We start from the raw sequence: 12,184 nt of genomic DNA on the forward strand, positions 1-12,184 counted from the left end.
TAAAAATATGAGTTTACCAAATGTAAAAATATCAATCGGAAACGGAAACATGGGAATTGTTTCTTCTTCCGATGATGGAGTTGCCGGGCTGATTCTCACAGGTACAGCCGTTTCCGAGAAACTGGAACTCAATAAAGTATATGTATTGGGGGCAGTTTCCGATCTTGATAAATTAGGCATTAAACCGGAAACAAACCCGCTTGCCTATAAAGATGTTAAAGCCTTCTATGAAACGTCAGGAGATGGCGCGGAACTTCATTTGCTTGTTGTCAGTGAAGCAACTACACTCACACAGATATGTGCATCTGACGCAGGTTCACCGCTTAAAAAACTGATTAATTCGGCAGCAGGCCGTATCCGCTTGGTAGGTGTAAACCGGAATACACCGAAAGAATACAGTCCCACCGTAGACAGGTGTTTGGATGCGGATGTAATAACAGCTATTACGTCAGCGCATAATGTTGCGGAAGGCTTTCTCGAAAGTATAGCCCCTTTCCGGTTATTTATCCCTGCTTTGGGATGGACGGGTGAAACAAGTGATATGTTCCAGCCCCGCGAAGGAAGTTATAACCGTGTATGTGTTGTTATGTCCTCTGATGGAAAGTTTGGTGAAAGCTCTTCTTACTCTGCCGCTATCGGTCAAGTGCTTGGACGTGCTGCCAAAATAGCCGTTAATCAGAATATTGGGCGTGTACGTAGTGGGGCTATTGCTGCAAAAGGTTATTTGATGGACGGAAAAACGCCGGAAGAACATTACAGCGTATGGGGAATACTTGATGATGCAGGGTATATCTTTTACCGCACATTCATAGGTAAAAACGGGTACTATCTGAACGGTGATGCAACTGCTACGGCTACTTCTGACGATTACTGTTTTCTTGCCAACGGGCGTGTTATTGACAAAGCGGTGGTAATTGCTTATGAGACGTATATTGACGATATACTTGACAACATTGAAGTAGATGCCGATAGTGGTGCAATTTCCACACCTTTATGTAAATCCTTCGAAGCAAGCATTGTCCGGGCTGTCACAACACAAATGGCAGGTGAAATCAGTTCTTTCACCGCTTATATCAACCCGTCACAAAATATTCTTTCAAGCGGACAAATGGACGTTGAATGTGATATTGTACCGACCGGGGTATTGAGAAATATAAAAGTAAATCTATCACTTAAAAATCCGACTGCATAATGGGATTACTAAATTTTAATTCAAATGAATACGCATGGGTAGACCTGAAGGTCGTCATGCTTGGCCGTGAAGTCGTAGGCTTACGGGGCATTGAGTACAAAGTAAAGCATCAAAAAGAAGCGTTGTACGCAGCAGGAAAGAAAGCCCGTGGTATTCAAAAGGGCAAAAAAGAGTATGAAGGTACTATCACACTTCTGCAAAGTGAAATAATCGCTTTAGATCGTGCTGCACAAGAAAAGGGATATGAGGATATTACAGATATTGACTTTGATGTCATTGTCTGCTATCTGCCGGATAATGGTGTTATTACTACTGATAAAGTAGTCAACGCATCCATTTCAGAAATACCAAGAAACTTGAAAGAAGGTGATCTGCAAATGGAAGTTGCCCTTCCGTTTATTGCACTGGATGTTGAATCAAATGTATTATAAAACAGAATATGAATACAAGGAATGTACCGGAATATTGTGAATTACGTGCAAACCAATTAGAAAAAATGAATATGGAAACAAAAGTAGAAAAAACAATTGAACAGAAAATTAGTGAATGGAAAGCAAAACACGGAGATGTGTTTCAGGTTGAAGTTGATGGCCATGTTGCCTACCTGAAAAGACCCGATAGAAAAGTGCTTGGAGCAGCAGCCGTTACAGGCAAAAGTGACCCAATGAAATACAATGAAGTTATTTTGAATAACTGTTGGCTGGAAGGGGACGAAGAAATCAGAACTAATGATGCCATGTTTTTGGGCGTTTCTGCACAACTGGCCGAAATTATTGAAATCAAGGAGGCGACACTAAAAAAGCTCTAGCAGGGACGAATATAGCGGATAAGAAAGGCTGGCTGTCAATGGCTGATACTCTTATCCGCGCAGTCCTGCACATGAATCCCGATGAACTGACCGATGAAGAATGGGCGCATCAAACTTTCATGGCGGAATGGGCTTTATCGGTTATTCAGGAAGGCAAAATAAGATAATATCAACTATTATCATCAAAAGGGCAAAGTAAACTATATAACGGTAACGGTACATCTTTCCGCCTTTCTTCAGATACATCGGAAGTGATGTAACAGCACCATAAGGCAGAAGCACCGGAAGCGATAAAATGAGCAGTCCCCATCGGATAAACGTTGGAATGTTTTTTAATACCTGAACACCCCAATAGCTGAAGAATGCAACAATATAAATAATAAAGATAATTCCTAACATGGCTAATACACTTGAATATATATTTAGTTTACAAGATAAAGTTTCTGCTAAGATAGGCAATATTACCGTAACTTCCGAAAAGATGTTGGAGAAATTTGCCGATTTAGAGAAGAAAACGGTATCTGTAAACCGGACATTCAATGAAACCGGGCGCACGTTGGGTTCTTTACGTGAAAAAATAGCACTCCTTCAGGCTGAACGGGAATGGATACCGGCTGAAAATATCGAAGGTATCCGGGCATATAACCGGGAAATGAAGAAACTGACAAAGGAGATCACTAAATTGGAATCTCTGAACGGTGGTAAATTTAAGAAGTGGAGTAAAGAAGCATTTGCAGCAATTCCGGGCAGTAACCTGATAAGTAATCCGCTTGTTGCCGGTGTTGCTGCATTGGGGTTTTCCGGGAAATCTGCAATGAACTTTGATGAAGGAATGGCACAGGTGAATATCACCGCGCAACTGGATGAAACCGGCCTTGCCGATCTGAAAACTAAACTCAAAAAGATTGCAAAAGATAATAAGACGGATATACTTGTTGCGCCTGTCGGATTTGAGAAGATCAATTCCCAACTCAACGACGTGGATTTATCTATGTCGATTCTTGATGCTTCCCTTAAAGGTAGCAAAGGGGGATTTACAGAACTTGATACTGTGTCCGGAGCACTAGCCCAAACACTTTCTATTGTTGGTAAAGAAAATGCAAGTGCACAGGAAGTTTTAGATACATTCTTTGCCGCTAAACGTGTAGGTGCTGGCGAATTTGCTGACTTTGCACGTTATATGCCGAATTTGATCGCCGGTGCTTCAAATCTTGGAATCGGCTATAAAGAAGTTGCCGGAACATTTGCTTATATGACAGGAAAGGGACAAAGTGCAGAACGCGCGGCCGTCCTCATGGAAAATGCTTTCTCCGTACTTGGTCGTGCTGATGTGCGGGGCAAAATGGAAAAGGCTGGTATCAGTGTTTTCGATGACACCGGAAAAATTCGTTCTGTCATTGATATATTCGGAGACTTACAAGGTGTATTGTCACAACTTAACGATGAACAAAAGTCCTCATTGCTTGAGAAATTCGGGATTGTCGATAAGGAAGCAAAGAACGCATTTGCCGTTCTTTCCTCTGACGTTGATAAACTGAAAGGTTCAATGAATGATGTTGCTAATTCTAGCGGGGAAACGGATAAGGCGTTGCAATATTCCAAAAACTCAATGCAAAAGGCGACGGAAGTATGGGAATCATTCAAGAATGTAGGTGTTGAAGTCGGTACATTTATTCTTCCTCTTATTAACGCGGGGCTTGATGTAGCCAGCACGGTATTAAGCGGATTGGGGTATGCTGTCAACCTTATCAATAACCTGTTTTCTTGGTGGTGGGAACAACTAGCAACCGGGAATCCGCTTATTTGGGGTATAACCGGGGCTGCCAGTGCATTATCTGCCGCACTTCTTGTAAATTGTGTACGGATGAATGCCGTTCTACTGGCAACTAAAGCAAAGTTGATTTGGGACGGCTTGCAAACCGGTGCTACATGGTTACTAACTACTGCGCAATGGGCGTTAAACGCTGCTTTCTATGCTTCGCCTTTGGGTTGGATTGCATTAGCAATCGGAGCAGTCACGGCGGCCGTAGTGTATTGCTGGAATCATTTTGAAGGCTTCCGCAAATTTATAATGAGTATGTGGGAGACTATAAAGGAGTTTGGGCGCGTGTTACTTGATGCCATTGTTTCCCCATTTAAACAGATTCTAAAAGGGCTTGGCGGAGTTGGTTCAGCATTGGTTTCCCTTGTTAAAGGAGATTTCAAAGAAGCGGCGGCCGCTGCCAAAGAAGGGTTTAAAGACATCGGGGAAGGCATGTTAAATGCTAGCCCGGTTATGGTCGGTGCAAAAGTCGTCAAGAATGGGAACTGGTCTGAAGCATGGGAAAAGGGACAGCAGGAAGGTGCAAAAAGCTGGCAGGCATCCCAAAATAAAAAGGATGAAAAGAATAATGGCATAGATAGTCTTATTCCATCAGCCATTCAGCCTGAAACACCTGCCGTCAATTATGACGACCTGATGAAGAAACTAGCCAAAACAAAAAAAGCCGGCAACAAAGGGAAGAAGGTTATAAACCTGAACGAAACGTCAAAAACGGCACAGGATTATAAAGAGACTTCCGATTATACGGCCGTTACAAAGAAACTTGAATCGGTGAAAGTCAACCTGTCACCCGTATCCCAAACGATGACAAAGGCAGACACTTCCGGTAAAGTCATAGACGGGCGATCACGTTTTGCAAAAGCGGATGATTCACGGCAACAGTATGAACCGGAAAAGGAAAACTATCTGGCTGATATAATGCGCAATGTTCGCAAGATCGCGGCCGTGGCTGCTATTCCTTTGGCGGTAAATATTGCTGCACCAGCACAACCGGCACAGGCGAATGACAAACTAGCCTTTACGCAGTTAGTACAACCGGATATAACAGCAGATATTCCCGCGCCGGTTTTGGCCGTTAATGTACCACCGGTACAGGAGAAAATGCAACCGGTAAACAAGCAGGAAACACCGGCTTTGACACAGCCTGTTCCACCGATCATAACAATGGATATTCCCGCGCCAGCTTTGGCCGTTAATGTGTCACCAGTACAGGAGAAAATACAACCGGTAAACAAACAGGAAACACCGGCTTTGACACAGCCTGTTCCGCCGATCATAACAACGGATATTCCCGCGCCAGCTTTGGCCGTTAATGTGTCACCAGTACAGGAGAAAATACAACCGGTAAACAAACAGGAAACACCGGCTTTAATACAGCCTGTTCTGCCGCCCATAACAACGGATATTCCCGCGCCGGTTTTGGCCGTTAATGTTCCGCCGGTACAGGAGAAAGCAAAAACAATTCCTGATAATTCGTTTTCTATCCAGCCGGAACAAAGTACTGAAGTTCCGGGGATATATATTAAAGAGCCGGTTAATACAAAGAAAGACGGTTTTCAAGAGTTGGCAGATAGTGTCCGTAATTTATCGTTACTCTCCGAAGCTACACCGATAGCCAGTGCATTTCCTGTCGGTCAACTGGGGGCAAATATGATTCAGGAAAGAGGGGCTGACTATATGAATAGGATACCACAAATCAAGAATGATATTCTTATTCCTGAAATGGCTGTACCTGATACAAATGTGTACAATATAGGCAACGATAAAAACGAAAGAGTTAATGAACGCACAAGTGTATTCAGTGAAAAAGAAACAGTGCGGGATACGGGAAAGACTATTCAGATAGACAGGGTTTGCGACCAAATTGTCATACATGTTGAAAATACAGACAAAAAAGGTGAAAGTGAAATCCGTAATGCTGTGATTAAGGTATTTAATGAAATTTACGAAGTATAGGTAATATGGAATTTAATATTGCAAAAGTTTTAGTTTCTGCATTGGGATATAAAGGTTTACCATATCCCGGTGTGTGGTTTCCTTCAGGTAAAATCACCGGCGAAGAACCGGAATACCAATACGAAGGACAGGAAAAAGATGTTAAGACACATTCTGATTTAGGTTCTGTATTACGTAAACAGGACGCACAGGGACGATATTATTTTATGCCTGTCGTATTGGAACACAAGGGCAAGGAATATGAAATACCGAACTCTGTTATCAGCTTCACAGGGAAAAAGAACATTGTAGAAACTGCAATGATCGGGCGCAAAGGTAGTGTGAAAGAACTTATAAATATAGATGATTACGAAATCAGTATTCAGGGCGTTGCGCAATCAGATGATTTCCCTGAAGCGGAACTGGTTGCACTCAACGAACTATATAATATCAATGAATCCGTTATACTAAAATGCGCATTAACTAACGTATTTCTTGAAGAAGATGATAAAGTAGTTATAAAGGGCCTTGATGTGTCGGATATGAAAGGTACTGACAGTTTTGTCATTATTAAAATGTCGTTAATCACAGATCGAAATTTTGAGCTAATAATTGAATAACCATGTTTGTACTTTGCAGTGAAATAAAGATAGGAAGCGTTTCTTTTAAGTCGGTACATGAAGTACAGATAAAAAGAAGCATTTACAACCTTGCGGCAACGGCAATAATAAAAATACCGGTTACTGCCGTGCTTAAACATACCGGAGAACCACCGGCACATATTGAGACAGCCAGCACAATAAAAGCCGGTGACAAGGTAGAAATCCGCCTGGGATATGATAACAGTTTCAATACGGAATTTGTCGGGTATGTGAAACGATTAAATTATAAAGTTCCTTTAGAAATAGAATGTGAGGATGAATATTACATGACGCGCTATGTTAATTGTGTGTTTTCAAAGAAAGAGACGACATTAAAACAGTGTTTGAATGCCATTCTACTGGGAATAAAAGTGGCTTCCTGTGTAGACCTTACATTAAAGAACTTTGTGGTTAACAACAAGCCCGGAAGCTGGGTGCTCGGCTATCTGAAAAAAGAATATGGTTTGACGGTTTTCTTTGATATAAACGGAAATCTGTATGCAGGAAAGGCGCATGATGTAAAGGGGGAAACTGTTAAATACCGGCTTCGGTATAATGTCGTAAAGGATGATGATTTAAAATATCAACTCGCTAATGATGTGAAACTGAAAGTAAAGGCTATCTGCTATTATAAAGACGGGACAAAGATAGAAGGCGAAATCGGGGAAGAAGGCGGTGAAACAAAAACATTATACTATTACGACGTAAAGGATGCAAAGGAACTGAAAACGCTGGCCGGGGAAGAACTCAAACGATACTCTTTTGACGGGTATAGGGGAAAGATTGAAACATTCCTTTTCCCGTTCTCTCTGCCCGGCATGGTGGCAGAGCTGGACGACCCGGTTTATCAGGAACGTAACGGGACTTATTTTATCGAAAGTACAGAAGTATCATTCAGTACGCAAGGAGCGCGCAGAACGGTTGAATTAGGTATTAAGGCATGAGTAAAGATATAGAAGAAATACGGCGTAAAATTATGGGCGAAAGCGGGGATAGTTTGGTTTTTCCTGCAATCGTGACAAAGGTAGATGAAAGTGACTTCACCTGTGAAGTGCGCCGTGATGATGCAGTGGACTATTTCGATGTACGTTTGCGCGGGCTGGTAAAGGGAGATTTACAAGGATTTGCCTTTATCCCTAAAATGCAAAGTACTGTATTGGTTTGCCGCATTGGTAAAAGCAATGAGTTGTTTGTCTGCCAGTTCACGGAAATAGACAAGGTTATTTTTACCAGCGCGGACAATTCCCTGACAGTTGATGCGGATAAGATTGAAGTATTGAAGGGTAGCAAATTTTCTATACTTATCAATTCGGAAAGCATGACTATACAAGCCGGGCAAGCAACAATAAAAACCACGACCGGCGGACTAACACTAACGAAAGGTTCTTCCGGTCTTAAAAAAACGCTGAACGACCTTTTAGCGGCCATTCAGAAATTGACAGTAACGACAAGTTTAGGCCCAAGCGGGCCGCCTATTAATATGGCTGATTTTATAAAAGTGCAAAAGGATTTATCTAATTATTTGGAGGGTTAAAATATGGCATTGGTAAAAGCAACGGTTAAAGCTGGTATAAAATCAGCATTTACACAAGTGATGAATCAGGAAGAAGGACGGGAAGATGCACTGGATAAAGTGGCGGATAAGATTGCAGATGCCGTTATTAATGCGATCAAAAGTGCACAGATAACATATTCTGCCGGATTGGTTGCCCCGGCAATGGGCGGCCCGGTAACAGGAACTTTTAATTGTACTATAACATGATAGATATACAACATACCGAAGATGGAGATATAGATATAATGTCAGGTGATATTCTTTATAGTGAATCTACAAGCCAGCACCAAAAAGATATATTGCTTGCCGATAAGGGCCATTATAAGGAAAGCCCTGAAACGGGTGTAGGTGCAGTTAATTATATCAATGATACCGACCCGGAAAACTTCTACCGTGCTGTCCGCAAAGAACTGACCCGTGACGGCATGAAAGTGACAAAAGTAAGCATGGATAATACAATAGCAAGATATGAAGAAAGTAACGATTAAACCAAATCAGACTATATATGATATTGTACTGTCAGAATATGGCACATGTGAAGCAGTCGCTAAAATCATCAATGACAATCCGGATTTGGCTAATGATGATAGTTCTAAAGTTCTATGCGGTATTGACCCGATTAATGATAAAGGTCTTTATTTAGACCTTCCGTTACTGCCGGGAAGTACGGTTTTAATTGATATGGATAGTGTTTTAAAGAAGAACATAGTTAAAGAACTGGATAAGCCAATTACAACATTTGATATACAGAATTATGGCACGGACAATAAATGAAATACAGAATGAGATTATTACTTCTCTTAATGGGAAGAAAGATATTTCACTTTCTACCAGTAAGGTGGCAGAATGGCGGTTATGGACTTACATTATCGCTGTTGCAATACATTCCTTTGAACTGATTCTTGATGTGTTCAAATCGGAAATTGATACGCTGACAAACAAGATCACGCCGGGAACTGTACGCTGGTATGCTGAAATGTGTTACCGTTTTCAAAACGGGCATGAGCTATTATTTGATGAAAATACAGCAATGCTTTATTATCAGACAAACGACCCGGACGCACAGATCATCAAAGTTGTTGCCATACGGGAAAATAAAAACATGCTGACTATAAAAGCGGCGAAGAAAAACAGCTCTGGAAAAATTGTGCCGCTTGATGTTGATGAAAAATACAATTTTGCTTCTTACATAGATGCCGTTAAGTTTGCCGGGGTTGATACAAATGTCATATCTACAAGTGAAGATAAGTTGCGGTATAACATTGAAGTCTTTTTTGAAACTTCTATCCCGTCCACGCTTGTAAATGAGAATGTTGTTAAGGCGTTGGATGCTTTTAAATCTTCTTTAGGGTTCGATTCTATGATTTATAAGCAGCGTTTTATTGATGCTGTTATGGGGGCACAGGGAGTAATAACGTGCAATCTCATATCACTTGAAAGAAAAGGGGCTACGGATACGAATTTCATACAGGTAGGAATCTTTTCTGAATTGGAATCCGGGTACTTTGAATATTCTGACGATAGTATAATCACACTTAAAACACTTAAAGACTTGGAAACATGAACATCAAAATGAACTTTCTGAACCTTGCGCGGCAACTACTACCACCACACAAAAGACAACCGGTGCGCATGAAATTATTACAGGGATTCTTTGCCCCGTTACATAGCCTTTTTGAGACTTTCGATCAATGGCGTAGTGATTCTCGGATGATGGTTAATGTGAACTCACAAATTAAAGTATTTGAAGGATACCTAAGAAAGAAATACAATGAGCCTATAAGCATCAAAATTATAACTTATAATAATGGGCTGTTACTCGTTGGGCTGGGGATTGAAGGTAAGACCATGTGGCCGGAAATCGGTTTGGAGACGGAAAGCATGAAGGCCGTACCCCTTGAAAATGAGATTCGGGATAAATTTGACGGGGTTGATTTCATTGTATATATCCCCGCCGGTATTAATATAAATCTCATTGATGCAGAGATTCAGAAATATAAACAGGTATTAACGACTTACAAAATAGTACAGCAATGAAAGAACATGTACAAAAAACAGGTATTAGACAGTGGGCCGGTGAGGATTTTATTGATTTGCAATCCGAACCGTTAAAAGCCATTGAAGGATTTTTTAAAGAATACGGGCCTTGTATTATTCAGGGCGGGCATGTAACCAGTAGCGGGAACGGAACATTTTCTGTTTCTTCAGGTTTGGCCGCATTATCAGGAAAAGATGTTGATGGCAATGATACATTTAAAGTTGTGCCCTTTGCCGCACTGGGAAAAACGACATTACCGGTGTATCTCACACTTACATGCTCAATAATTGAACGGGCATACATGGATAACAAGGTAAAGCCGATAGCATACGAATATAAAGCGGCGGTTGCTGCTGTCAAACCGGAAAGTGTATCATATCTTGAATTATCTGAAAAGGTATTGCGCTTTGTGGATGTGATGCAGGATACGGCACACCGGTTTATGACAGATACAGAACGTACCAAATTGAACGGGATTGCTGAAGGAGCAAACAAGTATGTTCATCCTGGCAGTCATCCGGCCAGTATGATTACTGAAGATGCTGCACACCGGTTTATGACTGATGCAGAACGTACCAAGTTAAACGGGATTGCAGCAGGAGCGAACAACTATGTTCATCCTACCAATCATCCGGCAAGTGTGATTACTGAAGATGCTGCACACCGATTTATGACTGATGTAGAACGTGCCAAGTTAAACGGGATTGCAGCAGGGGCGAACAACTATGTTCATCCTAACAATCATCCGGCAAGTGTGATTACTGAAGATGCTGCACACCGATTTATGACTGATGTAGAACGTACCAAATTAAACGGGATTGCTGAAGGAGCAAACAACTATGTTCATCCGGGCAGTCATCCGGCCAGCATGATTACTGAAGATGCTACACATAAGTTTATGACTGATGCAGAACGTACCAAGTTAAACGGGATTGCAGCAGGAGCAAACAATTATGTTCATCCTAACAATCATCCGGCAAGTGTGATTACTGAAGATACTACACACCGATTCGTAACTGACACTGAAAAGGCCGGATGGAATGGTAAGGCAGCAGGAGATCATAACCATGCAGGAGTATATCAACCGGTAGGCAGTTATGCGCCAGCTTCACATAAGCACGGAGCAACAGATGTGACCGAAGATGCTACACACCGGTTTGTGACTGATGCGGAAAAAACCGGATGGAATGGTAAGGCAGCAGGAGATCATAACCATGTAGGGGTATATCAACCGGTAGGCAGTTATGCGCCAGCTTCACATAAGCACGGAGCAACTGATGTGACCGAAGATGCTACACACCGGTTTGTGACTGATGCAGAAAAGGCCGGATGGAATGGTAAGGCAGCAGGAGATCATAACCATGCAGGGGTATATCAACCGGTAGGCAGTTATGCGCCAGCTTCACATAAGCACGGAGCAACTGATGTGACCGAAGATGCTACACACCGGTTTGTGACTGATGCAGAAAAGGCCGGATGGAACGGTAAGGCAGCAGGAGATCATAACCATGCAGGGGTATATCAACCGGTAGGCAGTTATGCGCCAGCTTCACATAAGCACGGAGCAACAGATGTGACCGAAGATGCTACACACCGGTTTGTGACTGATGCGGAAAAGGCCGAATGGAATGGTAAGGCAGCAGGAAATCATAACCATGCAGGAGTATATCAACCGGTAGGCAGTTATGCACCCGCTTCACATACACATCCGGCAACGCAGGTAAATGAAGATACTACACACCGGTTTGTGACTGATGCGGAAAAAACCGGATGGGATAGTAAGGCAGCAGGAAACCATAACCATGACGGCAAATATCAGCCGGCTGGCAGTTATGCACCTGCTTCACATAAACATGCAGCAACAGACGTGACCGAAGATGTTACCCACCGATTTGTAACGGATTCTGATAAAACAAATTGGAATGGAAAAGCAGCAGGAAACCATAACCACGATGACAAGTATCAACCGGCAGGCAATTATGCGCCAGCTTCGCATAAGCACGGAGCGTCAGAAATAAATGAAGATACTACACATCGGTTTATGACTGATGCAGAACGTACCAAGTTAAACGGAATTGCAGCAGGAGCGAATAACTACGTTCATCCGAATACACATCCGGCATCAATGATCGAAGAAAGTACGTCAAGAAAATTTGTGACTGATGAAGAAAAAGAATCACTAAGTTCTCTTAG

13 protein-coding genes and 1 pseudogene are annotated in these 12,184 nt (G+C 42.1%); all 14 read left to right on the top strand.

Annotation, left to right across the window (positions count from 1 at the left end; genetic code table 11):
* Positions 1-7: 7 nt before the first annotated feature.
* Positions 8-1,192, top strand: a complete 1,185-nt coding sequence (locus DXB58_RS20135; protein WP_122138047.1) for a DUF2586 family protein — start codon at positions 8-10, stop codon at positions 1,190-1,192.
* Positions 1,192-1,623: a hypothetical protein gene (locus DXB58_RS20140; protein WP_122138048.1), complete on the top strand. Its 432-nt coding sequence runs from the start codon at positions 1,192-1,194 to the stop codon at positions 1,621-1,623. Before DXB58_RS20135 ends, DXB58_RS20140 begins: the two co-directional genes overlap by 1 nt.
* An 8-nt stretch (positions 1,624-1,631) precedes the next feature.
* Positions 1,632-2,000 (top strand): hypothetical protein, encoded by a 369-nt coding sequence (locus DXB58_RS20145; protein WP_233527331.1) that lies wholly within the window; start codon positions 1,632-1,634, stop codon positions 1,998-2,000.
* Positions 2,001-2,038: 38 nt separating this feature from the next.
* Positions 2,039-2,167, top strand: a complete 129-nt coding sequence (locus tag DXB58_RS28375; protein ID WP_255421183.1) for a hypothetical protein — start codon at positions 2,039-2,041, stop codon at positions 2,165-2,167.
* A 230-nt stretch (positions 2,168-2,397) separates the two neighbouring features.
* Positions 2,398-5,778, top strand: a complete 3,381-nt coding sequence (locus DXB58_RS20155; RefSeq protein WP_233527332.1) for a phage tail tape measure protein — start codon at positions 2,398-2,400, stop codon at positions 5,776-5,778.
* Between the two features lie 5 nt (positions 5,779-5,783).
* The gene (locus DXB58_RS20160) at positions 5,784-6,377 is read left to right on the top strand and encodes a DUF6046 domain-containing protein (RefSeq protein ID WP_233527333.1); all 594 of its coding nucleotides are present in this window, start codon (positions 5,784-5,786) and stop codon (positions 6,375-6,377) included.
* 2 nt (positions 6,378-6,379) lie between these two features.
* Positions 6,380-7,342, top strand: coding sequence for a hypothetical protein (locus DXB58_RS20165; protein WP_122138051.1), 963 nt, complete (start codon positions 6,380-6,382; stop codon positions 7,340-7,342).
* Positions 7,339-7,932, top strand: coding sequence for a hypothetical protein (locus tag DXB58_RS20170; protein ID WP_122138052.1), 594 nt, complete (start codon positions 7,339-7,341; stop codon positions 7,930-7,932). The genes DXB58_RS20165 and DXB58_RS20170 overlap by 4 nt, the downstream gene beginning before the upstream one ends.
* Before the next feature lie 3 nt (positions 7,933-7,935).
* Positions 7,936-8,160, top strand: coding sequence for a hypothetical protein (locus DXB58_RS20175; protein WP_122138053.1), 225 nt, complete (start codon positions 7,936-7,938; stop codon positions 8,158-8,160).
* Positions 8,157-8,441, top strand: a complete 285-nt coding sequence (locus DXB58_RS20180) for a hypothetical protein (protein WP_122138054.1) — start codon at positions 8,157-8,159, stop codon at positions 8,439-8,441. The genes DXB58_RS20175 and DXB58_RS20180 overlap by 4 nt, the downstream gene beginning before the upstream one ends.
* A complete protein-coding gene (locus tag DXB58_RS20185; protein ID WP_122138055.1) occupies positions 8,422-8,727 on the top strand; it encodes a hypothetical protein in 306 nt (101 codons plus the stop codon). Before DXB58_RS20180 ends, DXB58_RS20185 begins: the two co-directional genes overlap by 20 nt.
* On the top strand, positions 8,708-9,517 hold the full coding sequence (locus DXB58_RS20190) for a hypothetical protein (protein WP_122138056.1): 810 nt from the start codon (positions 8,708-8,710) through the stop codon (positions 9,515-9,517). Before DXB58_RS20185 ends, DXB58_RS20190 begins: the two co-directional genes overlap by 20 nt.
* Positions 9,514-9,990 (top strand): hypothetical protein, encoded by a 477-nt coding sequence (locus tag DXB58_RS20195; protein ID WP_122138057.1) that lies wholly within the window; start codon positions 9,514-9,516, stop codon positions 9,988-9,990. Before DXB58_RS20190 ends, DXB58_RS20195 begins: the two co-directional genes overlap by 4 nt.
* Positions 9,987-12,184 (top strand): annotated as a pseudogene (locus tag DXB58_RS28235) (hypothetical protein); the annotation flags it as partial. The gene DXB58_RS20195 and the pseudogene DXB58_RS28235, both read left to right, overlap by 4 nt.

It is taken from the genome of Bacteroides sp. OM05-10AA (genome assembly GCF_003439055.1).
GTDB classification, from domain to species: Bacteria; Bacteroidota; Bacteroidia; order Bacteroidales; family Bacteroidaceae; genus Bacteroides; species Bacteroides intestinigallinarum.

What these genes read in the sequence shown, in the direction of transcription:
- DXB58_RS20195 (WP_122138057.1), top strand. Translation starts at nt 9,514, where the DNA reads ATGAACATCAAAATGAACTTTCTGAACCTTGCGCGGCAACTACTACCA.
- DXB58_RS28375 (WP_255421183.1), top strand. Translation starts at nt 2,039, where the DNA reads ATGGCTGATACTCTTATCCGCGCAGTCCTGCACATGAATCCCGATGAA.
- DXB58_RS20165 (WP_122138051.1), top strand. Translation starts at nt 6,380, where the DNA reads ATGTTTGTACTTTGCAGTGAAATAAAGATAGGAAGCGTTTCTTTTAAG.
- DXB58_RS20185 (WP_122138055.1), top strand. Translation starts at nt 8,422, where the DNA reads ATGAAGAAAGTAACGATTAAACCAAATCAGACTATATATGATATTGTA.
- DXB58_RS20145 (WP_233527331.1), top strand. Translation starts at nt 1,632, where the DNA reads ATGAATACAAGGAATGTACCGGAATATTGTGAATTACGTGCAAACCAA.
- DXB58_RS20190 (WP_122138056.1), top strand. Translation starts at nt 8,708, where the DNA reads ATGGCACGGACAATAAATGAAATACAGAATGAGATTATTACTTCTCTT.
- DXB58_RS20140 (WP_122138048.1), top strand. Translation starts at nt 1,192, where the DNA reads ATGGGATTACTAAATTTTAATTCAAATGAATACGCATGGGTAGACCTG.
- DXB58_RS20135 (WP_122138047.1), top strand. Translation starts at nt 8, where the DNA reads ATGAGTTTACCAAATGTAAAAATATCAATCGGAAACGGAAACATGGGA.
- DXB58_RS20155 (WP_233527332.1), top strand. Translation starts at nt 2,398, where the DNA reads ATGGCTAATACACTTGAATATATATTTAGTTTACAAGATAAAGTTTCT.
- DXB58_RS20170 (WP_122138052.1), top strand. Translation starts at nt 7,339, where the DNA reads ATGAGTAAAGATATAGAAGAAATACGGCGTAAAATTATGGGCGAAAGC.
- DXB58_RS20180 (WP_122138054.1), top strand. Translation starts at nt 8,157, where the DNA reads ATGATAGATATACAACATACCGAAGATGGAGATATAGATATAATGTCA.
- DXB58_RS20160 (WP_233527333.1), top strand. Translation starts at nt 5,784, where the DNA reads ATGGAATTTAATATTGCAAAAGTTTTAGTTTCTGCATTGGGATATAAA.
- DXB58_RS20175 (WP_122138053.1), top strand. Translation starts at nt 7,936, where the DNA reads ATGGCATTGGTAAAAGCAACGGTTAAAGCTGGTATAAAATCAGCATTT.